General features: G+C 40.2%; 18 protein-coding genes. 15 read left to right on the top strand and 3 right to left on the bottom strand.

All coding sequences use genetic code 11. The features are described 5' to 3' along the window. Positions 1 to 129 precede the first annotated feature (129 nt). Complete coding sequence (locus AC3ANL_RS21200; RefSeq protein WP_488326334.1) at positions 130 to 1,053, top strand: ABC transporter ATP-binding protein; 924 nt, start codon at positions 130 to 132, stop codon at positions 1,051 to 1,053. Next, complete coding sequence (locus tag AC3ANL_RS21195; protein WP_488326333.1) at positions 1,046 to 1,738, top strand: ABC transporter permease; 693 nt, start codon at positions 1,046 to 1,048, stop codon at positions 1,736 to 1,738. Before AC3ANL_RS21200 ends, AC3ANL_RS21195 begins: the two co-directional genes overlap by 8 nt. Positions 1,739 to 1,789: 51 nt before the next feature. Here the strand turns inward: AC3ANL_RS21195 and AC3ANL_RS21190 are convergent, their stop codons facing one another. Further along, the gene (locus AC3ANL_RS21190; protein ID WP_488326332.1) at positions 1,790 to 2,752 is read right to left on the bottom strand and encodes a D-2-hydroxyacid dehydrogenase; all 963 of its coding nucleotides are present in this window, start codon (positions 2,750 to 2,752) and stop codon (positions 1,790 to 1,792) included. Positions 2,753 to 3,049: 297 nt separating this feature from the next. Between AC3ANL_RS21190 and AC3ANL_RS21185 the strand changes: the two genes are divergently transcribed. From AC3ANL_RS21185 to AC3ANL_RS21140, 10 genes are all read left to right on the top strand, one after another. Then, positions 3,050 to 3,817, top strand: coding sequence for a 3-hydroxyacyl-CoA dehydrogenase (locus AC3ANL_RS21185; protein ID WP_488326331.1), 768 nt, complete (start codon positions 3,050 to 3,052; stop codon positions 3,815 to 3,817). Positions 3,818 to 4,284: 467 nt separating this feature from the next. Next, complete coding sequence (locus AC3ANL_RS21180) at positions 4,285 to 6,036, top strand: sigma 54-interacting transcriptional regulator (protein ID WP_488326330.1); 1,752 nt, start codon at positions 4,285 to 4,287, stop codon at positions 6,034 to 6,036. Between the two features lie 184 nt (positions 6,037 to 6,220). Next, a complete protein-coding gene (locus tag AC3ANL_RS21175) occupies positions 6,221 to 7,747 on the top strand; it encodes a long-chain-fatty-acid--CoA ligase (protein WP_488326329.1) in 1,527 nt (508 codons plus the stop codon). 39 nt (positions 7,748 to 7,786) lie between these two features. Then, positions 7,787 to 8,932, top strand: coding sequence for an acyl-CoA dehydrogenase family protein (locus tag AC3ANL_RS21170; protein WP_488326328.1), 1,146 nt, complete (start codon positions 7,787 to 7,789; stop codon positions 8,930 to 8,932). A 23-nt stretch (positions 8,933 to 8,955) separates the two neighbouring features. After that, positions 8,956 to 10,113 (top strand): thiolase family protein, encoded by a 1,158-nt coding sequence (locus AC3ANL_RS21165; protein ID WP_488326327.1) that lies wholly within the window; start codon positions 8,956 to 8,958, stop codon positions 10,111 to 10,113. A gap of 189 nt (positions 10,114 to 10,302) precedes the next feature. Further along, positions 10,303 to 11,877, top strand: coding sequence for a fatty acid--CoA ligase (locus AC3ANL_RS21160; RefSeq protein WP_488326326.1), 1,575 nt, complete (start codon positions 10,303 to 10,305; stop codon positions 11,875 to 11,877). A 15-nt stretch (positions 11,878 to 11,892) separates the two neighbouring features. Further along, positions 11,893 to 12,987 (top strand): CaiB/BaiF CoA transferase family protein, encoded by a 1,095-nt coding sequence (locus AC3ANL_RS21155; protein WP_488326325.1) that lies wholly within the window; start codon positions 11,893 to 11,895, stop codon positions 12,985 to 12,987. A 251-nt stretch (positions 12,988 to 13,238) separates the two neighbouring features. Beyond that, on the top strand, positions 13,239 to 15,368 hold the full coding sequence (recQ, locus tag AC3ANL_RS21150) for a DNA helicase RecQ (protein ID WP_488326324.1): 2,130 nt from the start codon (positions 13,239 to 13,241) through the stop codon (positions 15,366 to 15,368). Positions 15,369 to 15,474: 106 nt separating this feature from the next. After that, complete coding sequence (locus tag AC3ANL_RS21145; RefSeq protein WP_488326323.1) at positions 15,475 to 16,257, top strand: ABC transporter ATP-binding protein; 783 nt, start codon at positions 15,475 to 15,477, stop codon at positions 16,255 to 16,257. 3 nt (positions 16,258 to 16,260) lie between these two features. Then, positions 16,261 to 17,901 carry a hypothetical protein gene (locus AC3ANL_RS21140; protein WP_488326322.1) on the top strand — a complete coding sequence of 547 codons (1,641 nt, stop codon included), beginning with the start codon at positions 16,261 to 16,263 and terminating at the stop codon, positions 17,899 to 17,901. Between the two features lie 107 nt (positions 17,902 to 18,008). Here the strand turns inward: AC3ANL_RS21140 and AC3ANL_RS21135 are convergent, their stop codons facing one another. Further along, positions 18,009 to 18,809, bottom strand: coding sequence for a formate/nitrite transporter family protein (locus AC3ANL_RS21135; RefSeq protein WP_488326321.1), 801 nt, complete (start codon positions 18,807 to 18,809; stop codon positions 18,009 to 18,011). Positions 18,810 to 19,040: 231 nt separating this feature from the next. Between AC3ANL_RS21135 and yfkAB the strand changes: the two genes are divergently transcribed. Beyond that, entirely contained in the window at positions 19,041 to 20,159 is a 1,119-nt protein-coding gene (gene yfkAB, locus AC3ANL_RS21130; RefSeq protein ID WP_488326320.1) for a radical SAM/CxCxxxxC motif protein YfkAB, read from the top strand. A gap of 198 nt (positions 20,160 to 20,357) precedes the next feature. After that, positions 20,358 to 21,689, top strand: a complete 1,332-nt coding sequence (locus AC3ANL_RS21125; RefSeq protein WP_488326319.1) for a GntP family permease — start codon at positions 20,358 to 20,360, stop codon at positions 21,687 to 21,689. A 160-nt stretch (positions 21,690 to 21,849) separates the two neighbouring features. On the opposite strand, the gene AC3ANL_RS21120 is transcribed toward AC3ANL_RS21125, so the two are convergent. Further along, complete coding sequence (locus AC3ANL_RS21120; RefSeq protein ID WP_488326318.1) at positions 21,850 to 22,695, bottom strand: MurR/RpiR family transcriptional regulator; 846 nt, start codon at positions 22,693 to 22,695, stop codon at positions 21,850 to 21,852. 148 nt (positions 22,696 to 22,843) lie between these two features. Here AC3ANL_RS21120 and gnd point away from each other — a divergent pair, with 148 nt between their 5' ends. Next, positions 22,844 to 23,740 (top strand): phosphogluconate dehydrogenase (NAD(+)-dependent, decarboxylating), encoded by an 897-nt coding sequence (gnd, locus tag AC3ANL_RS21115; RefSeq protein WP_488326317.1) that lies wholly within the window; start codon positions 22,844 to 22,846, stop codon positions 23,738 to 23,740. The last annotated feature ends 59 nt before the right edge of the window (positions 23,741 to 23,799 follow it).

Raw genomic sequence — 23,799 nt, 5'->3', positions numbered from 1 at the left:
GCTAAGGGTACCTCATGACTTGAGATACCCTTTCTTCGACTTAAGATTTTTGTAAGATTTGATTAATAAAAAAGAAAACTCTGCTGACTAGAATAAAAAGTAGTTAAAGAAGAAGGGGAGCTGAAATACATGAGTTATATTATTAGAACAAACCAACTTACCAAGTCCTATAAAGGCAAGGAAGTGGTGTCGAATGTCAATATGAAAGTTAAAAAGGGAGAAATCTACGGCTTTCTTGGGCCGAATGGTGCAGGTAAAACAACAATTATGAAGATGCTCACAAATCTTGTGAAGCCAACGAGCGGCGAAATTGAAATCTTTGGTGAGAAATTAACAAACACTTCCTATGAAGTATTAAAGCGAATGGGGAGCATTATTGAATATCCTGTGTTCTACGACAGACTGACAGCCAGAGAAAACCTTGAATTGCACTGTGAATATATGGGTTATTATGACAAAAAGTCGATTGATGCTGCACTAGAACTAGTCAAATTGAAAAATATTGAGGATAAATCAGTAAAAGACTTCTCACTGGGTATGAAGCAGCGGCTTGGAATTGCGCGGGCAATCATTACCAAGCCGGAGTTATTAATTTTGGATGAACCAATAAATGGACTTGATCCAGTGGGGATTAAAGAGCTGCGCGACATTTTTCATATGCTCTGTCGCGAATATGGTATCACCATGTTGATTTCATCCCATATTCTTGGAGAAATGGAGCAAATTGCCGATACCATCGGCGTAATCAGTGAAGGGAAGTTAATCAAAGAAGTAACTATAGAGGAAATCCACGAACAAAATACGGAGTATATTGAACTAGCAGTGGACGATGTGAAAAAGGCCTTTTATGTCCTCGATGAAATTCTTCATTTGAAGAATTTTAAAGTGGTCGATGCGGCACGCTTCAGAGTCTATGATGCAGAAGTGTCACAATCTGAAATATCTAAGACTCTTATTCTAAACGGTGTCATGATCGAAGAAATCAATAAAAAGAACCATTCACTCGAAGATTATTTCTTAACATTAATTAATGGGGGCGGAATCAGTGCGTAAACTAATCAGTCTTGAAATAAAAAAGTTTAAACTATATTCCTATTTTAAAGGTGTGTTAATTGCCAATGCAGGGATTATAGGCATGCTCTGTTTGATTTATTTTGCCGATAAAATAGAGGGGAATATCGTATTTGGCAGCTATGAAATGGCGTTTGAGGTGATTGGAAGTATTATTCGACCAACCTTTATCATTTTTGCAGCCGTGCTCATAGCGAGGATTATAATAGATGAGTACAAAAGTAATTCAATTACACTCCTGTTTATGTATCCGCTCAGTCGAAAAAAAATCATGGTGGCAAAGTTAACGATTGTTGCTTGCTTTACCTTTTTATCCATCGTTTTTTCTAATTTACTCATAGGCAGCGTGTTTTATTTAGTTGATTCCTATTTGCACTTTGTTCCTCAAGCGTTAACAGCCGGTGTCTTTATGGATGGTTTGATTAGCATGGCCCTTGGTGCACTTGCTGCAACTGGAATGGCCCTTATTCCTCTATTTTTCGGAATGAGAAAGAAATCGGTTCCGGCAACGATTATATCAGCAATTATATTGGTGTCATTGTTAAACTCTTCCATTAATGGTGCTAGCCTGTTAAGCGTTGTTTTGGTGCCCATTATCCTGGCCATCGCAGGCGGCTTTATTGCTTATTTTTCCTTTAGGAATATTGAAAAGGTGGATATAAATTAATGAGCAGAAGGACTGCACCTGTGAATAGGTGCAGCCTTCCTGTTTTTTTTATTAGTATCCTTTTGAATAATCAACCAGATTGGTGGTTGGAGTCTTTCCATAAAGATAATCTAGTAGGTTAGGTATTAAAATATTTTCAATTACCCGCTTATTATAATGCTCAGTTGAACCGGAGGTGTGCGGGGTTATAATCACATTGCTCATCCCCCATAAGGAACTTTCCGAACTTAATGGTTCTGTTTCGAACACATCCAAGCCTGCCCCGGCGATGGTTCCTTCCTGTAATGCTTTAATCAGCTCATCCTCTACAACGATCTCCCCGCGGCCAATATTAATAAAAAAGGCAGAGGATTTCATTTGCTTAAACTGCCTTGCCCCAAATAATTGATGGGTTTCCTTTGTGTGCGGCAATGTAACGACCACATAATCACATTTTGGCAGCAAAGTCTCCAATTGGTCTTGTGTATACATCTCATCAACATAGTCGCTGGGCTTACCTGAGTGCCTGACACCAAGTACATTCATCCCAAATGCCTTAGCAATTTTCGCAGTTTCTTTCCCGATTTCTCCGACACCAATAATACCAATTGTTTTTTCATGCATTTCCAGACCCATATGGGCATGATGCCATGTTTTTGTTTGTTGATTCCTAACGTATGTATGGATTTTTCTTGTTAAGCCGAGCATGAGGGCAAAGATCGTTTCCGATATCGGATAGGCGTGGACCCCATTCGCACTAGTTAAAATAATATCTCTCGATTGCAATTTATCAAGCGGAAGGGAATCTACCCCCGCACTCCATGTTTGCAGCCACTTAAGCTTTGACTCAGGACTAAGGCAATATGCTTCTAACCACTTTCTCCAGCCAGCAATGATTTCCGCATCCTTCACATGTTCCTCTAAGAGCGCTTTATCGTTAGAAACAATCAATTCCCATTCAGGAATGATGTTTGTTATTTGCTGAATCTGATCTTGTTCCAATTTATTGGTTATGACCATTTTTCTTTTTTTCATGTGAATCCTCCATTCTATTAATTACTACTTAACAATAATGATAGCTCAAATCATCTGAAATATTAACTTAATTTGCATAAATTTCTGATATATTTATCAAAATCCATTTGAAGTTGTGGTCTTTCTTTTCTGTGTTCCATCCTGTCCAGAGTTTGGACATTTTGCTTTAAAAAATGTCCAAACCATACACAGATGAAAAAAAGAATAGTGACAAAACAGCCCCATCCTTACGAAAAGTTCCCTCTGGCATAATTCTTGCAAAATAGTAAAATAAAATCTTTTTAAGGAGAGATACATATGCAAATTCAATCATGTCGTGCGATTGTGACAGGGGGAGCTTCAGGTCTTGGGGAGGCAACGGTACGTAACATTGTTGGCAGGGGTGGAAAGGCCGTCATCTTTGACCACTCAGAAGAAAATGGATTAAGACTTCAAAATGAATTAGGAGAGTCAGTATTATTTTTAAAAGCAGATGTAACGAGCGAAGAGGAAATTCAAGAACAAGTTAACAAGGCAGCAGAATATATGGGTGAAGTGAATACGGTTGTAAACTGCGCAGGAATTGGGATTGCAGAGAAGGTACTGGGCAGAAATGGAGCCCACAATTTGTCTTTGTTCTCTCGGGTCATCAATGTAAATTTAATTGGTACCTTCAATGTAATTCGGATTGCTGCTGAGAAAATGACAAGTAATGTAGTGAATGATGAAAACGAAAGAGGCGTTATCATAAATACAGCATCTGTAGCAGCTTATGAAGGACAAATTGGCCAAGCCGCCTATAGTGCCTCAAAAGGCGGGATTGTCGGAATGACTTTGCCGATTGCAAGGGAACTAGCCCGTTATGGAATTCGTGTAATGACGATTGCACCAGGACTGTTCCATACACCGATGTTTGATACACTTCCAGAGGAGGCGCGCGATTCACTTGGGAAAATGATACCGTTTCCCTCGAGGCTCGGCTATCCAAGTGAATATGCCCAGCTTGTGCAAAGTATTATTGAAAACCCAATGCTTAATGGTGAGACGATCCGTCTTGATGGAGCGATTCGCATGCAACCAAAATAATCAGAGGAAAGAGGAGACATTTGTCTTCTCTTTTTTATAATATCAGAATTTATAAGTTTGGCTTCGAGAATTGTCCAGCTCCAACGCCCTAGCGGCTAGTGTCCTTCGCTCTCCGTCCTACGATAAGTCAACATCGAATCGCCTTCGGCTCTTCATGTTTCCTTTATCGCGTTTAACGGGCAGTAGATTCTCAACTGCCCGTAAGAACGCGATCGGCTCAACTAACAAACAATCAGCGAGAAGAACGTTCGCTGATTGAAGTTTCACCTTATCTCAGTTGGAGCGCTCCATCAGGAAGGCTTCGGCAGCTTTGGCATCGCACGAAGGGAAAGCGTTAGCTTTTCCGAGGAGGCCATACGCCGCTGACCAGGGCGCTTGCGCTTTTCTGAGTTTTATATAATTAAAAAATTCAAAAAAATCAGTAGTTTTGATACAATGAAGTTAGGTGAAAAGTAAGGAGTGATGAGATGCTCCAATTTAAAGATATTATAACCCCAGTAGATTTTATCGTGACCGAGGAAACATCCCTTAAAGACGCCATAACACTTATGCATGCAAAGAAGTGGAGCCTACTGCCTGTAACTGATTCTGTCAGGCATCTAGTTGGTGTTTTTACCCGCAGCAGCTTACATCAAATGGTAACTGAAGAATGTCCACTTAAGACCCCTATTAAAACTTACATAAAAAAACAGGTTGAAACAGTAAGCGTCAATACCCCTTATCAAAAAATTGAAGAGATGGTCAAACAAAGCAAGGTTGGAACAGGCGTTGTTATCGATGATCAAAATTGTGTCATCGGCATCTTAACAAAAACAGACATGGTGATGTCACTACTTAACACGTCACAGGAATTACAAACGTTAAAAACATTGAAGAGAACATTAGATACAGCTATAGATCATGCTTTTGATGGAATTGTCATGACAGATGAAAAGAAAAACATCCAGATGGTCAGCCCTCCCCTTTTGGAGCTGTTTGATCTTCCAGTAGAAAAGGTTCTAAATAAACCTGCCGCAAGAGTTTTGCCTCAGCTCCATTTAGAAAATGTTTACGAATCGGAAACTGCAGAGATCAGCGGTTTTCTAGAAATTAATGGGATTAAATACATTGTGCACCGGATTCCGATCCTGGAGGATGGAAAAGTGATTGGTGCCATTGGCAAGGTGGTGTTCCGCCAATTAAACGAGGTCAGTGAATTGTTTAAAAAGCTGCAAAGGGCCGAAAGTAAAGCGGCATTTTATCATCAGCAATATGAAAAATCAGAAACAGCCCGGTTCCAATGGGAGAATATTCTAAGCAACGATCCGAATATGAGTAAATTGAAAAAAAGTGGTTCAAAGGCGGCTAAAGGAAGATCGACGGTGTTGATTCGTGGTGAAAGTGGAACGGGTAAGGAGTTGTTTGCCCATGCTATTCATCATAGCAGTGCAAGAAGCAATGGAAAATTTGTTGTGGTAAATTGTGCAGCCATTCCTGAGCATTTGCTGGAATCGGAGTTTTTTGGTTATGAAGAAGGAGCATTTACAGGTGCCAAACTAAAAGGGAAAATTGGGAAATTTGATCTAGCTAACGGCGGCACACTTTTTCTTGATGAAATTGGTGACATGTCACTTGCCTTGCAGGCAAAGCTGCTGCGTGTCCTTCAAGAGCGGGAATTCTACCGGGTAGGTGGAACAACAAAGATAATAGTAGATGTCCGTATTATTGCTGCTACTAATCGAAACCTGGAAGAAATGGTGAAGGACGATCTTTTTAGAGAGGATTTATACTATCGTCTCAATGTTATCTCCCTCCATATTCCGCCACTTCGTAATCGTCTATATGATGTGGATTATTTAATTAGTCAATTCATGATGGAATTCAATCAAATGCTAGGAACAAGTATAACCGGAATCGAGAATCAAGCACGTGAAGTGTTAGTAAACTATGATTGGCCGGGGAATGTCAGGGAATTGCGAAATGTGATGGAGCGGGCGATGACATTTGCCGAAAATGGAAAGATAAAATACGAGGATCTCCCTGATTACTTGAGTCAGCGTGTTAAAAGGAAGGAACCGGAGATAAATAGGTCGATGGTCGAAAACGCTGAACTTGAAGCAATAAAAAAAGCACTCGTTCAGGTTCAAGGCAATAAAGTAAAAGCCGCTAGATTGCTGGGAATCAGCCGTTCCGGTCTATATGAAAAAATAAAAAAATATAAATTAGTCATGCATAGTTGAAGAGGGGGAAAGAGGGTGTCGAAATTATGGACACTTTTTCCCTTATTATGTGTATTTGAAACACATATTCTCTCTTAGATAGTAAGCAAAATTGAGCACACGTGGTATGGTTTGTAGTATCTGAAAACTGGCATAAAAATTGCAATTTTCTTCGTGAATCTTTTTTATATAAGGAGGATCCTAAATGAACATTGGCAGTTTATTATCACAAAGTGCCCGTAAGTTTCCTACATTACTAGCCATTGAATGTGAAGGCAGAAGCTATCCGTACCGCCAATTTAATGAAGAAGTAAACAGGCTTGCAAATGGTCTGCTTCAGCTTGGTGTTACGAAAGGTGAAAAGCTCGCATTGATGATGAAAAATTCAGATCACTTTGTGTTTACCTTTTTTGCAGCGGCTAAGATTGGAGCTGTTGCCGTCCCGGTAAACTTCCGATTAACGGCACCAGAAGTTCGATATATTTTGGAGCAATCGGATACGACTATTGCCGTGTGTGATAAAGAATTCGAGCAGATCATCGTTGAAGCGAAGCAAGGTACCGGTGTTCGCACTGTAATAACAGTGGGTGAACCAGAAACTGTGGGATTCTATTCCTATGAAAAAATTCTATCAGATAATAATCATGAACCAGCTATTGAAGTTTCCGAGAAAGATGATGTAGAAATTCTGTACACTTCGGGTACAACAGGCCGGCCAAAGGGAGCCCTTTTTGATCATGATCAGATTTTTAAAGTAGGCATATCTGTCGTCATCAACATGGGGATTAGACCGCATGAGAGGATTTTGCATCTTGCACCGCTATTTCATTCAGCCCAATTAAACCTTTTCCTTATCTCAGGTGTGGCCCTTGCTGCCACCCATATTATCCATCGTGATTTTCATCCTGTTAAAACACTACAAGCGATTCAAGAACATAAAATCACCCATCTATTTGCCGTTCCGGCCATGTATAATTTTCTCCTGCAAGTTCCCAATGCTGTGGACTATGATTTATCTTCCATCAAGAGAGTTGGCTACGGGGCAGCACCAATGGCTCCAGAACTTGTTAAGAAAAGCATTCAGCTTTTTGAAACCGATCAATTTTACAATTTGTGCGGCTTGACGGAGGCAGGTCCTGGCGGGATACTCCTTGATCCGGAGGGACATAAACTCCATCTTGGCAAAGGCGGGAAACCCATTTTCATGACGGAAACCAGGGTTGTCAATGAAGAGGGGCAAGATGTATCGCCAGGAGTGATTGGGGAATTTATTGTGAAGAGTCCCATGGTTATGAAGGAGTATTATAAAAAGCCAGAGGAAACCAAGAGTACCTTAAGAAATGGCTGGCTCTATTCTGGTGATTTAGCAACGATCGACGAAGAGGGCTATATCACATTAGTGGACCGAAAAAAAGATATGATCATTTCCGGCGGAGAAAATGTTTACTCTGTTGAGGTGGAGGGTGTTCTGTTTGAACATCCGGATATCCTCGACGCTGCCATAATTGGTTTACCTGATGAGGTTTGGGGTGAGGCAGTATGCGCTGTAATTGTGCCAAAAGAGGGTGCCGAGATCGATGAGCAGGAATTGCGCAGTTTCTGCCGCCAAAAGCTGGCCGGTTATAAGGTGCCAAGGAGAATTTTTATTGAAAAGGAGCTTCCGAGAAACGCTTCTGGAAAAATACTAAAATACCAGCTGAGGAATAAAATGAGAGATGGGAGCAGTATTTAAAAAGTAAGCGTTTCCATATAGAAAGAGAGGTTACTAGAAGTGAAACATCCGTATTTAAATGAAGACCATGAAATTTTTCGTCAGTCATTGAGAAAATTTTTAGAAAAAGAAGCATATCCCTTTTATGAACAATGGGAGGAGGATAGGATGATTCCCCGTTCCTTTTGGAAGAAGATGGGGGAGCAGGGTTTCCTTTGTCCCGATATTGATGAGAAATATGGCGGAAGTGAGGTGGATTGGGGGTTTGCGGTAGTCATTAATGAAGAGCTGGAACGAGTAGGTTCAGGCCTGGTTGGTATCGGACTTCATAATGATATTGTCGTTCCATACATTACCTCCTACGGAACCGAAGAACAAAAGCAGCGTTGGCTCCCGAAGTGTGTCAGCGGTGATATTATCACAGCAATAGCTATGACCGAGCCTGGCACTGGTTCGGATCTGGCCAACATTAAAACAACAGCAAAGCTTGACGGAGACCATTATATTGTTAATGGTCAAAAAACTTTCATCACAAACGGCATCCAATCTGACCTTGTCGTTGTTGCCGTTAAGACCAACCCGCAAGCAGTCCCGAAACATAAAGGTGTCAGTCTGCTCGTCATTGAACGGGATACACCTGGGTTCTCTAGAGGCAGGAAACTAAACAAGGTGGGGCTTCATAGCCAAGATACAGCTGAATTGATTTTCGAAGATTGTCGTGTACCAAAGGAAAATCTGCTCGGTGAGGGAGGCAAGGGCTTTCTTTATTTGATGGAAAAACTCCAGCAGGAACGTCTTCTCGTTGCGATTGCGGCGCAAACGGCTTCGGAAGTGATGCTCAAAATGACGATCGATTATGTAAAAAGCCGGGAAGCGTTCGGAAGGCCGGTGAGCCAGTTTCAAAATACTCAGTTTAAAATCGTTGAAATGGCAACGGATATTGAAATGGGCAGGGCCTTCTTAGACCAGCTAATCGCCGAGCATATTGAAGGTAAGAATGTGGTAACAAAGGTCTCAATGGCAAAATGGAAGCTCACTGACATCGCAAAGCGGATTGCCGCAGAATGTATGCAGCTCCATGGCGGTTATGGATATATGGAAGAATACGAGATTGCAAGACGATTCCGTGATATTCCCGTTTCAAGCATTTACGCAGGTACAAATGAAATTATGAAAACGATTATTGCAAAAAACCTAGGATTATAAAAAAGAGAGGATGAATGTTTTTTATGCGTGAGGTTGTCATAGTTGAAGGTGTTCGTACCCCAGTTGGAAGAAGAAATGGACTGTTAAAGGATATCCGTCCGGACGATTTGGCAGGCTTAACATTAAAAGAGTTGGTAAACCGTGCCGGGATTGATCCGGCAATTGTAGAGGATGTCATTTTAGGATGCGTTACGCAAGCAGGGGAGCAAGCAGGGGATATCGCACGTGTGGCGGCGTTAATTGCGGGCTTTCCTATCGAGGTTCCCGGGACTACGATTGATCGACAATGTGGTTCAAGTCAACAGGCTGTTCATTTTGCTGCTCAAGCGATTCTAGCTGGTGATATGGATGTTGTTATAGCCGGTGGTGTGGAAAGCATGTCCCGTGTTCCTATGGGTACCAACTACAACGGTATTGAAGAACCTTTTAGTCCAACGTTAAGAGCGAAGTATGAAATGATTCATCAAGGTTTGTCTGCTGAACGAATTGCAGAAAAATATGGATTTACCCGGGAAGAGCTCGACCAATTCTCACTCGAAAGCCATCAAAAGGCGCTTAAGGCACAGGAAGAAGGATATTTTACTAGAGAGATTTTTCCGTTAGAAGTGACACTTCCAGATGGAACAACAACTATGATTAAGGAGGATTCAGGGCCAAGAAAAGGAACATCACTCGAAGCATTAGCCGGTCTCCGCACTTCTTTTAAAGAAGATGGAGTAATTCATGCTGGCAACTCCAGTCAGATTAGTGATGGAGCCGCTGCCTTGCTGCTTATGTCCCGTGAAAAGGCAGAGGAACTAGGGTTGAAGCCTCGCTTCCGTGTCCATACCCGCGTGGTCGTGGGTTCAGACCCAACTTTAATGCTAACTGGACCGATTCCTGCTACACAAAAGGCGCTAGAAAAATCAGGTCTTTCTATTCATGATATAGACGTTTTCGAAGTCAATGAGGCCTTTGCTCCAGTGCCGCTTGCTTGGTTGAAAGATACTGGTGCTAATCCAGAAAAACTTAATCCAAACGGCGGCGCTATTGCGCTTGGACATCCACTGGGTGGCAGTGGTGCGCGATTAATGGTGACGATGATGCATGAACTTGAGCGCACTGGCGGTCGATACGGATTGCAAACGATGTGTGAAGGCCACGGTATGGCGAATGCGACAATTATTGAGCGGTTGGATTAGCAAAAAAAATAGATTCGCAAATAAAACATGCCAAATCGCAAATAAACAGTTCAGGAACGCAAATAAAACATGCCAAATCGCAAATAAACGGTACAGAATCGCAAATAAAACATTCCTATTCGTAAATAAGCATCCCAATTTCGCAAATAAACTAGACGAATTCCTAAATAAAGTAATGGAGGCGGTTAAATGAGCACGACGCTCGGCAGAATCTTTAATTTAACGGTGAAAAAGTTTCCTAACAAGCAAGCCATTTATGATGTCAGGAAAAATGTTCGTTACACCTATAAAGAGTGGAATGAACAGGTCAACCGGCTCGCTAATGCCCTGTTAAAAGAAGGGGTGAAAAAAGGTGACCGGGTTTCTACCTTCCTGTTCAATACCGAAGAATTAGGTACCGCTCTCTTTGCCTGTGCGAAAATAGGTGCTGTATTTAACCCGATTAATTTTCGGCTCATGCCCGAAGAAACTGCTTATATTTTATCGGATGCTGCTCCTAAGGTTGTTCTTTTTGAAAAAGCATTGGAGCCTGTTATTTCGGCCATTGAAAATCGCTTTGAAAATATTTCCTTCTGGTTTATTGATGAAGACAAGCCGGACTACGCGGCCGCCTATCAAGAAAAACTGGCCTCCTCTTCACCGGAAGAAGTTCATGCGGAAGTAACAGAAAATGACATCTATGCTTTTATTTATACAAGTGGAACAACGGGAAGACCGAAAGGAGTAATGCATTCGCACCGCAATATGATAGAGCAAAGTTTACTTTGCATTGCTTCCTGTAAAATTGATGCGACCGATGTAGGTCTTGTGACAGCACCGATGTTCCATTGTGCTGAGCTGCATTGTGCCTTTATCCCGAGGGTGCATGCAGGGGCCAGCAACGTGATTCTTCATCAATTTAACCCAAAAGCCATTCTTCAATTATTTGAAAAGGAAAAGATTACGAAATTATTTGCCGCTCCGACGATGTGGAATATGCTCCTTCAGGAGGATTTAAGTCAATATGACCTTTCAAGCCTAAAACTGGGTTTATATGGTGCCGCACCGATGGCTCCCTCGCTCGTTCACGCGATCCATGACCACTTTGGTATCTTCTTAATTCAAGCCTATGGAATGACGGAGATGGGACCAGCAATAACCTATTTATCTGAAGCCGACCAGCTAAGAAAAGCTGGTTCAGCAGGCCAAGCTGCACTAAGTCATGATATTCGAATTGTCCGGACAAGAGAAGACGGCCCATCAGACCCGGATGATATTGTTCCAGCAGGCGAGACAGGAGAAATCATTGTCCAAGGACCATGTTTGATGATTGGCTATTTTAATCGTGAAGAGGCAACGGAAAAAGCGATGTATAAAGGCTGGTACCATTCAGGGGATATCGGCTATCTGGATGAAGAAGGTTATCTTTACGTAAATGACCGTGTTGATGACATGATCATCAGCGGAGGGGAAAATATTTATCCTCGAGAAGTGGAAGATACTTTACATGCACACGAGGGTGTTCTGGATGTGGCCGTTGTGGGACAGCCTGACGATCGCTGGGGTGAAACGGTTACCGCTTTTGTTGTAAAAAAGGATGCAAATATGACCGAACAACAATTAGATGAATACTGCAGAGCAAGTAATAGTCTTGCAAACTATAAGCGGCCGCGAAAATATGTGTTCTGTGAGGCATTGCCGCGGAATGCTAGTGGAAAGATCCAAAAATTTGTTCTAAGGAAACAATTGGAGGAACTTTTTGCACCAGGCTCGAGTAATTCGTAGGAAAGGATTTTGACTATGTTAAAAGGGATTAAAGTCATTGATTTCACGAACTATCTGCCAGGCCCGTTTGCTACGTTACGATTAGCAGAATTGGGGGCGGAAATCATTAAGGTGGAGCAGCCAGAAGGGGATCCTGCCCGAAATACTGGAATGTCTAAACAGGGTATTGGGTTGGTCTTTCTCGCTAACAACCGCCAAAAGAAAAGCATCACGCTGAATTTGAAGGAAACAGAAGATTTAGAAACAGCTTTAAAACTTATCGCCACTGCCGATGTCGTGATTGAAAGCTTTAGACCAGGTGTCATGGAAAAGCTGGGCTTGGGATATGAAACCGTACAAAAGGTAAAGCCGGATATCATTTATTGCTCGATTTCGGGCTATGGGCAGAAGGGGCGGTTAAGTAAGCTGGGTAACCACGATCTTAATTATATGGCGCTAAGTGGGGTCTTGGCCCAGTTCAAAGATAAACAGGGCAGACCTGTCCATCCCTCGATCACCATGGCTGATTATTTGGGCGGGTTTGCCGCAAATGAGCGGATCTTGGCCGGGCTCGTTTCGAGATTTTTGACAGGGCAAGGAAGCTATCATTCTATTTCAATCACTGATCAGCTAGTTTCATTATTAGGAAATCATGTCATGGTTGAAAGGGAAACAGGTGAGGGAACCGGCATTAACGTCCTTAACGGAAGTATAATTGCCTATGGCCTTTATGAAACCAAGGATAAACGGGTTATGAGCTTAGGAGCCTTAGAACCAAAATTTTGGAAAAACTTTTGTGCAGCACATGGACGTGAGGATTGGATCAGCGCCCAGTTTTCCAAAACAGTGGAGACTAACCATGTTTATCACGAAGTTACGGCCCTTTTTAAAAGTAAAACCTTTTATGAATGGATTGAGTTTGCTCAACAGGTAGATTGCTGTATGGCGCCTGTGCTTGAGGTAGGTGAACTGACCGAAAACCCTTATTTTAAAGAAAAAGAGCTCATCTTTACCTCATCCTGGGGAGATTATCAAGTTAAAATGCACAGTGATCTACAGCAGGCCACATATACCCAGCCACCCAAGAAAGATGAGCATAGAGAACAAATAATGAATGATATCTTTGTTTAAAAGGGTTCAGATTGTCGGGATAAAGCCTCGGCAGTCTGTTCTATTATGGGCATCTTTACTATCTGTAAATTGTTACACTGGTCTCTTTAAAAAGAGATCTTTTTTCGTGGAATGAATGATGAATCCGGACTCTATTAATAACTTTTTGAAAGCTGCTTTTTCAAAAAAACTAACCAAGCGTTATAATAGAGTTATGATGAATCAATTTAAGGTAAATAGATTAATTCTATTATTGAAAGGAGTAATCCCTCTTGTTTGACAAAGCACTGCCATTATTAGAATCACATTTCGGTTATAGCTCCTTCCGTAACGGCCAAGAGCAGGCAATTCGTTCCGTATTAACTGCCAACAATACTATATGTGTCATGCCGACTGGCGGCGGTAAATCTATTTGTTATCAAATACCTGCCCTCGTCCTTCCGGGAACCACGATCGTTATTTCCCCCTTGATTTCATTAATGAAGGATCAAGTAGACGCCCTCATTCAAGTAGGAATTCCCGCTACATTTATTAATAGCTCATTGAGTTTTAGTGAAGCAAATAAGCGAATTTATGAGGCAAAGCAAGGGAAGTACAAGCTTTTATATATCGCACCAGAGCGATTAGAATCACCTGAATTTATCCAAGAATTAAAAAATATGGATATCCCTTTAGTTGCTGTGGACGAAGCACATTGTATTTCGCAATGGGGCCATGATTTCCGCCCCAGCTACCGTCAAATTAAACAAATGGTTAAGAGTCTTCCTCAAAAACCGATTGTATTGGCCCTGACAGCAACAGCTACACCCAGGGTTCGAGAGGACATTTGCGATTCCCTGTCAATTGACGAGGAAAATACGATCATTACCGGATTCGAAAGGGAAAATCTCTCATTTTCGGTTATTAAAGGGCAAGACCGCCAAAAATTTCTGTTGGAGTATCTTAAAAAGAATCAACATGAAGCAGGGATTATTTATGCAGCCACGCGGAAAAATGTTGATCAGCTATATGAAAAGCTTCGCAAGCTGAATGTAAATGTGGCCCGTTACCATGCCGGAATGAGGGATGCTGACCGCGCTCAGGAGCAAGAACGATTTTTAGAGGATAGAGCATCGGTTATGGTGGCTACCTCTGCCTTCGGGATGGGGATTGATAAGAGCAATATCCGTTATGTTGTCCATTATCAAATGCCGAAAAACATGGAAAGCTACTATCAGGAAGCGGGCCGTGCCGGACGGGATGGGCTAGAAAGTGAGTGTATTCTGCTCTATTCCCCGCAGGATGTACAGGTTCAACGGTTTTTAATTGACCAGTCAAGCGATCGAAGCCGCATTACACAGGAATTAGAAAAGCTCCAGCAGATGGCAGATTATTGCCATACCGAAAATTGTCTGCAGGAATTTATTTTAAAATATTTTGGTGAAACAGAAACGGAAGACTGCGGCCGATGTGGCAATTGCTTAGATTCGCGGACAAGCATTGATGTAACAAAAGAAGCGCAAATGGTCATGTCCTGTGTGATTCGCATGGGGCAGCGTTTTGGAAAAAACCTAACTGCGCAAGTGCTGACCGGCTCCAAAAATAAAAAAGTAACAGAAATGGGTTTTGACAGGCTGCCTACTTATGGAATCATGAAGGATCGGAGTTCGAAGGAGGTTAGTGACTTTATTGAATTCTTAATCTCACAAGAGTTAATTGCTATCGAACAGGGACAATTTCCAACCATTTATGTTTCTCCGAAAGGAAAAGATATTCTCTTAGGTAAGCAACAGGTGTACCGCAAAGAAACAGTTCAAGTAAAACAAGTTTCGAAGGATGACCCATTGTTTGAAGAACTAAGGGAGGTACGGAAGCGGATTGCTGAAAAAGAAAAAGTACCGCCATTTGTGATTTTCTCGGATGCTGCATTAAAGGATATGTGTGCCAAGCAGCCGAAGTCCAATGAGGAATTTTTAAATGTCAGCGGTGTTGGGGATCTTAAGCTTCAGAAATATGGACTTGAGTTTATTCAAGCTATCCGGACATTTTGTGAAACCAATCCAGATTATCAAAGTGAGGTTATTCCTGTCGAAAAAGCACCGAAGAAGGCAGCCAAAAAAACAGCTTCTGATTCGCATCTGGAAACATTAAGGCTAAACCAAGCTCATCTTTCGATTAAGGAAATGGCAGAGCAGCGTAATTTGGCGGCCAGTACAATTGAAAGTCATCTAATTCAATGTGCCCAGCAAGGTTTAGTCGTTGATTTTTCAAAACATATTCCGGAAGAATACATGACACTTTTGGCGAAAGCAGTGGAAGAAGCAGGCCGTGATCGTTTAAAACCAATCAAGGAGCTGCTGCCTGAAGAGGTCAGTTATTTCATGATAAAAGTATATGTTTATTTTCTGAGTAAAAATAAATAAAATGATGGCTGGTCACAAGGACCAGCTATTTTTCAATCCATACTTTTTATAGAAAAATAGGTAGAATATGTTAAAATTAGATTATCAATCATGATAGAAGGTGAAAATGATTAACGAAGTAGTTTTAGCTATTCAGGATTTAGAAAAACACTATGGTGCAAAAAAAGTCCTTAAAGGAATTGATTTAAAGGTCAACCGCGGGCAAATAATTGGTTATATTGGGCCAAACGGTGCGGGAAAGAGTACAACAATCAAGATTATGCTCGGACTGGAAGGTGACTTTAACGGGAGTGTGGAGATTTTTGGCGAGGAAGTCAATGAGAAGAATATTGATTATAAAAGAAGAATAGGCTATGTTCCAGAAATTGCTGAACTTTATGATAATCTTACTGCAAAGGAATACTTAACCTTTGTCGGAGAATTATATGGAATGGATTTTCAGGCTGCAGATGAGAAAGCACAAAAGCTGATGAAGGTCTTTGGTTTAGCAGAGGTATACCACGCCCGCATTGCCTCTTACTCTAAAGGCATGCGGCAAAAAGTACTTATCATCTCAAGTTTATTACATAACCCTGATCTGTTATTTTTAGATGAACCGTTAAGTGGATTGGATGCCAATAGTGTAATGGTATTTAAGGAAATCCTTGCAATTCTTGCTTCACAAGGAAAAACAATCTTTTATTCGTCTCATATCATGGATGTCGTTGAGAAAATTAGTAATCGCATCATTCTCATTAATGATGGAAAAATTGTCGCCGATGGTAGCTTTAATGAGTTGAAGGAGCAAAACAAGGAAGGGACGTTGGAGCAGATTTTTAATCAACTGACGGGTTTTAATGAATATAAGACTCTGGCAGAGGAATTTGTGTCCATTGTTCAAGAGGTATAATCGATGAAAAACTACCAATCATTGAGATTCCTAGATTTATTTCGCCGCCTTTTTGAAAAATACGGTATCAATTATCTTGTCATGAGAAAAATTTTAGTCGTCAAATTAACGATGGATGGGCGGAGAACTCCGACAATCTTTAACCAGCAGGGAAGGAAAAAGAAGAAGCCAGAGGAAAATGGCTTTATCAAGTCATTAGGAATGTATGTATTATTAAGTGTCATGCTTATTCCACTAGTGGGTTTTGGCGAGAATTATTTTTACCAAATGAGTATCTTTTTTGGTATAGTGATGTTTTTGGTCATGACATCGATGATTTCTGACTTTTCGAATGTTCTCCTTGATATAAGGGACAAGGGGATTCTCTTAACAAAACCAGTGGATAAGAAGACACTCAATGCCGCAAAAACGATTCATATATGCATTTATTTATTCTTTTTGACGGCAGCTCTCTCGGTAGTTCCACTAATAATTGGAACGTTTCGGCATGGCCTGTTATTCTTCATTCTAACTTTAATTGAACTTGTCTTTATTAATTTATTTATTGTCGTTTTAACGTCTATTATCTATTTTTTTATTTTGCGATTCTTTGATGGAGAAAAGCTAAAGGATATCATTAATTACGTCCAAATCGGTTTATCCATTTCGATTGCAATTGGATACCAAGTTTTAGTAAGAGCCTTTAGCTTTGTCGATATGAAAATGACCTTTTCACCAAACTGGTGGCAATTCTTCATTCCTCCAATATGGTTTGGTGCGCCCTTTGAGATATTCTTACGATACCATTCAAACTTTTATCTCTGGACATTTTCTCTTCTTTCCTTAATCATCCCGATTCTTTCAATTGTTATCTATAGCCGGATGATGCCTGCATTTGAAAGAAACCTCCAAAAACTGACGAATAATAGTGTGGGAAAGAAGCCTAAGGAGCAAAGATGGAAAAACGGGCTGGTCCGTTTCATTTGCAGAAGTAATGAGGAAAAGATATTTTTCCGCTTCGCCGATAATATGATGCGAAACGAAAGAGAATTTCGCTTAAAAGTGTACCCTGCATTAGGAATGTCGTTAATTCTTCCATTCATTTTAATGTTTAATGAAATTCAAATGAATTCTTATGCCCATTTGGTTTCAAGTAGATGGTATTTAGCGATTTACTTTTGTTGTTTGATGATTCCCAATGCCGTTATAATGCTAAAATACTCTGGAAAATATAAAGGTGCATGGATATACAAAATGGTACCCTTACAGAATCTAGCAGCCATCTATAGTGCTGTATTAAAGGTTTTTATTGTAAATCTATTTTTTCCAATATATTTCATTATAAGCTTGATTTTTATCGGGATCTTTGGGATGAAGATCATCGATGATCTATTAGTTGTATTGGTTACTGCTATATTATTTACTGTCTTTTGTTCGAACTATCTTAAAGGGACACTGCCGTTCTCTGAATCCTTTGAGGACGCTCAGCAAAGTGCAGGGCTAAAAGTAATTGCTGCCTTCATTTTTGTCGCCGTTTTCGCAGGAATCCATTTTGCAGCAACCCTTATTCCATATGGAGTCGCATTGTATTTAATTCTGCTCATAATCAGTTGCATTTTTTCTTGGAAAGTCGCCTATAAATCGGTGTGGAATTATACCTTATAAACCTGATAATAATAATTATTACTTTTAGAATATTCTTAATTACTGTCGAGATCCCACTGTTCTTGTTGATATTTCCCCGGTAATTTTGTCGATAAAAAGAACAGAGCTTAATGGCTCTGTTCTTTATCATAGTCGGCTAAAAATGGTTTATTAGCATAATAATACATCATGGCCATAAAGACAGCTCCACCAATTAGGTTTCCAATTGTGACTGGAATTAGATTATGGATGACCCCACCCCAGGAAATCGTCCCTGGGTGGTTTAAAACTAAAGCGATGGCAAACGTACACATATTGGCAATGCTATGTTCATATCCGGAAATAAAGAAACAAAAAACAAATAGCATCATTGAAAACATTTTCGGCCCGTCCCCTTTTAATCCCATAGGAAGAAAGAAAGCCATGCAAACAAGCCAATTACAAAGTATTCCTCTGAAGAACAACTGTGTTGTAGGGACTTGCATTTTACCCTCCACTACATGGAGTAAAAAGCCATTTACCGATGCATCTGCAAACAGTCCAGTTGTAAAAATAATAAAGGCAAAGACAGCAGCACCTAAAATATTTCCAAAATAACTGCCAACCCATAACTTGATTACATCTGTCCAAGTCATTTTCTTGCGAAGTGCGGCATAGGTGTAATAAAACGTATTTCCGGTAAATAAATCTCCACCGCCATAAGCGATGAGAATAATGGCCGCTCCAAAAGTGAGTGCTGCCATCGGATAAGCGAATGGGGAGTGTTCTGCATAAAAGAAGTTCCCTGTTTTAAAGGATACAATGACGCCAAAACCAATAAACATGCTGGCAAGCATCGCCCGTAAAAGATAACGGAGTATGCTTTGCTTAAATATTTTTACCTTTTTTAAGGCTAGTTTTTCGACCTCTGCTAAGGGCTGCGTTTCCATGTAGTCATAACCACCATTCTAACTATCGTTATATTATTATCTTATTTTAAACTAAAAGTGGTGGGATATGTATAAATCGGACAAAATTCCCATACCGATATGATCCTGAAATTCAATTACTAGAATAAACGCAGCTTGGCTAACATAGACTTTTTAATAGCTAAAACAACACATTTGTCCCTAAATCAGCTATAATAAGAAGGTTTTGAAACTGATTATAAGGAGTTCAATATGTTAAATAAGAGAAAAATCACCCCACTATATGATCCATGGGAAGCATATTTGGACATTGAGGAATATGGAAAGCCTCAGCTTACAAATATCGAATTCACCACGACAACACTTTGTAATATGCGCTGTGAACATTGTGCGGTAGGATATACACTGCAACCAAAGGATCCTGTTGCCCTTCCGCTTGATTTAATGCTGCAGAGGCTAGATGAAATTCCTACGCTTCGGTCCTTAAGCATTACTGGTGGGGAACCAATGTTATCCCTATCATCTGTGAAAAATTATGTAGTGCCAATTTTACAATATGCACATGAACGGGGAGTACGGACCCAAATCAACTCTAACCTAACCCTTGATTTAGGGCGCTATGAGTTAATTGTCCCTTACCTAGATGTCTTACATATTTCCCATAACTGGGGCACCATTAATGATTTTGTCGAAGGTGGCTTCGCTAGAATGGAGAAGAAGCCGGATTACGACCAACGGGAAAAGTATTTTAAGAGAATGATAGAAAATAGCCGTGCCCTTGTGAGAGCTGGTGTCACGGTTTCAGCCGAAACGATGTTAAATAAGCGAACTCTCCCACATCTGGAAAAAATCCACCGCCAAATTGTAGACGAAATGCATTGTCAGCGTCATGAAGTGCATCCAATGTATCCTAGCGATTTCGCTAGTAATCTTGAAACCTTGTCACTAGAAGAAATTAGAAAGGCTATCCATCACTTGCTGGATATTCGCGATGAAAACGTATGGATGCTGTTTGGGACACTGCCATTTTATGCTTGCAGTGGCAAACAGGAGGATTTAGATCTTTTAAAGAGACTTTATGATAGTAAGAATGTAACCGTTAGAAACGATCCCGATGGCCGTTCCAGGTTGAATGTAAATATATTTAACGGTGATATTATCGTCACCGATTTTGGTGATACACCATCATTAGGAAATATTCAAACGACTTCGCTTGCATCAGCCTATGAAACATGGCAATCCTCTGCCCTTGCGAAAGAATTAAGCTGTCATTGTCCAGCTGTTTCTTGTTTAGGTCCAAACATATTGGTGAAAAATAGCTATTATCAAGATTGGGACTTTAGTTTACGTCAAAATAGAATTGAAAAATAATTACCTTAATAGTTATAACTTCAAAGAGGCCTATTCAGTGATTCATTGAATAGGTTTTTTAATGTTTGAATAAAAATAAATATTTTTTGAAAATTTTTATTGAAATAGGAAATTTTTTTTCGTATAATGAATTCAATTGAAAGTGCTTTCAAAATAATTTTTCGAAAACGTTTACTATTTTAGAAAGGTGGCAGTTAAATGGATGCCTATTTGTTAATAATTACGCTTCTTGCAATTGTTATTGTTATTTTAGGAGTTTCCTGGTTTAAGTGGCATGCGTTTATTAGTTTGACAGTAGCTGGTTTATTTTTAGCTATTATGTCTGGCATGGGATTAGATAAAATTGCAGCCGCTTACGAAACAGGAGTTGGAAGTACGTTAGGACATTTAGTTGGTATTTTAGCATTAGGTACCATTCTGGGTAAGATGTTGTCAGAATCAGGTGCAGGCTTGCAAATTGCTAATTTCTTCATCAAAGTGTTTGGTGAGAAAAAACTGCCATGGGCGATGTTTTTGTCAGGCTTCGTCATTGGAATTCCTGTTTTCTTTGAAGTAGGAATATTGATTTTATTACCATTAGTTATTTCCATTCAAAAAGCATCAAAACAGAATATCTTATTGATTGGCTTGCCAGCAATTGCTGGGTTATCCATCGTGCATGGACTTGTTCCTCCGCATCCTGGTGCAATTGCTGCCATTGGACTGTATGGAGCTAATCTTGGTAAAGTATTACTTTATTCATTAATTATTGCCATTCCTGCTGGTATTATCGGCGGACCATTGTTCGCAAAATGGGTTAATAAGCGTGTGATTCCAGTTGGAGAACCAGAATTAGTTCGCATAGATGAAAATACTGATCGAAAATCTGTACCTAGTGTAGGAATTTCTTTCCTTTCTATTTTAATGCCAGTTATTTTAATGGTATTAGGAACATCAGCTCCATATTTACCTGTTCCATCAGGTTTTGAAAAATTCTTAGTGTTTATTGGAAGCCCAATTATTGCTTTGTTAATTTCTTGTTTCTTTGCCTTTTACTTCCTTGGCTTCCGTCAAGGTATCGATCGTAACGTCATCAAGAAATTCACGGAAGAATGTATTTTACCAGTTGGTTCGATTGTGTTAATTATCGGTGCTGGTGGTGGATTTAAGCAGATCCTTATCGAGAGTGGGGTAGCCAAGGTTATTGCTGGTATGTCTGAAGGAATGTCACTATCACCATTAGTTTTGGCCTTCTTGATTGCGGGATTAATCCGTATTGCTACTGGTTCTGCTACTGTGTCATTAACCACAGCTGCTGGTATTGTAGCGCCAATCGTAGCGCAAATGTCAGGAGTGAATTTAGAATTACTTGTTATCGCTACTGGTGCGGGTTCGTTAATGTTCTCTCATGTTAATGATGCAGGTTTCTGGATGGTAAAAGAGTATCTAGGATTATCAATTAATGAGACATTTAAAACATGGACCGTTCTAGAAACCCTTTTATCGTTTATTGCCTTCGCAGGTGCACTCATTCTGAATATGTTTTTGTAATATAGTTAGTTTTGCTTTTCTATCAGCTTAATTTGGAAAAAACAAGAGGATGACCTGTAAGGTCATCCTTTTTGAGATGGAGCTAATAAGAATAAGGTGTTTTTCCTGGGTGATTACTGAAGTTAGCCCTAAAAAGTTTGTCAAAGCAGTCAACAGATGGTTACATACGTGTATTTGAGATGGCTTCTCGCACTTTTTCGAGAGAGTGCTTTGCCTTCTCCTTATTAAGAAACATAACATTGACATAGAGTGCGTCGATTAGGCTTAATTGGGCAATCCGAGAGGAGAGAGCTTCAGATCGATAATCAGTCTCTTCTGAGCTTGTAAAAAGGGCAACATCCGATAGCTGGCAGATAGGCGATTTTGGATATCCGGTCAGGCAAATCGTTTTTGCTCCATTTTTCTTAGCTGTCTTTAGTATATTAAGAGTGTCTTTATTTGTCCCAGAGTGAGAAATAACAACAGCAACATCACTATCTCTCAACTGAGAAGCCGACATAAGTTGGAAATGGGAATCAATAAATGCAAACGCTTTAATACCTGTACGCACAAATTTGTGAAACGCATCCATAGCTACAACACTTGATCCGCCAGTCCCATAAAATTCGACTCGATTTGCTTGAAGCAGCAGCTCAACTGCTTTTTGAATGGATTCACCGTCAAGAATTTGTAAGGTATTTTCTAACGTTCTGATATTTGATTGAAAAATCTTATCAGCCATCGTTTTTTCATTATCATTTTCATTAATCTCTTCGTGAATCTGTCGAATAGGCTCAATGATTTCGGAAGCAAGCGCAATTTTCAAAGCTTGATACCCCTTGAAGCCAATTCGTTTGCAGAAGCGAAAAACGGTAGCATCAGCTATTTTTAAATCCTCAGCAACTTCATTAATTGTGTTATGAATAATTTTTTCAGGGTTCTCCAAAATATAATCGGCAACTTTTTTTTCCTTTTCACTTAGTCTTGCGTAATAGGATCGTATTTTCCCTAAACAGTTCTGCGCCATAAATCATGTCCTCTCTCTATAAAATCTTAACATTAGTATAGCAGAAACTTTCCTGAAAAAATATTTTTTCAATGAATATTTGATTTAAGAAAAAAATTTTCATATAATGAATTTATATAGTAAAATTTATTTCGGAGGCGGTTTCATAATGAATATTGGTTTAATAGGTTTAGGGAAAATGGGTTACAATTTGGGTCTTAATATGATGGAACATACACATAATGTGGTTGCATTTGATGTGAATAAAGAAGCTGTTGAAAAAATTAGCGGTGAAGGGGCGGCAGGGGCTGCGTCTATTTCTGAACTGGTCGAAAAGCTAGCAAGCCCGAAAGTCGTGTGGCTGATGGTTCCCTCTGGGCCGATAACCCAACAAGTAATCGAGGAACTTAAGGGCTTGTTAAACGCGGGCGATATCGTTATTGATGGAGGCAATTCACATTATAAAGACTCTATCCGAAGAGGAAAGGAACTTTCTGAGAAGGGCATCCATTTCTTTGACGCAGGTACAAGCGGTGGCATGGCTGGTGCAAGGGAAGGCGCCTGTATGATGATTGGTGGAGAAAAGGGTATTTTCGAATACCTTGAGCCGCTTATTCGTGATATCAATGTGGAAAATGGATATCTTTATGCTGGTAAAATCGGGAGTGGTCATTTTTTAAAGATGATTCACAATGGAATTGAATATGGAATGATGCAGGCCATTGCAGAAGGATTTGAAATATTAGAGAAAAGCGATTTTGACTATGATTATGAGAAAGTAGCCAAAGTATGGAATAACGGTTCTGTCATCCGCTCTTGGCTGATGGAACTTACGGAAAATGCCTTTTCGAAAGATCCAAAGCTTGAGACCATCAAGGGGGTTATGCATTCGTCTGGAGAAGGTAAATGGACTATTGAGACGGCACTTGAACTCCAAACAGCGATGCCTGTAACAGCCCTCTCATTAATGATGAGATACCGCTCCCTTGAGGAAGATACCTTCACCGGGAAAGTAGTTGCTGCACTAAGAAATGAATTTGGCGGCCATGCCGTAGAGACCAACTAATATTCAACATAAAATAAGGATGTCACCTAAGGGAGACCCCCATTTAGCGACATCCTTAT

The organism is Neobacillus sp. DHD-1R (assembly GCF_057747995.1).
Note: the sequence above shows the minus strand (reverse complement) of the source record. Positions and strands in the feature narration are given on the sequence as shown.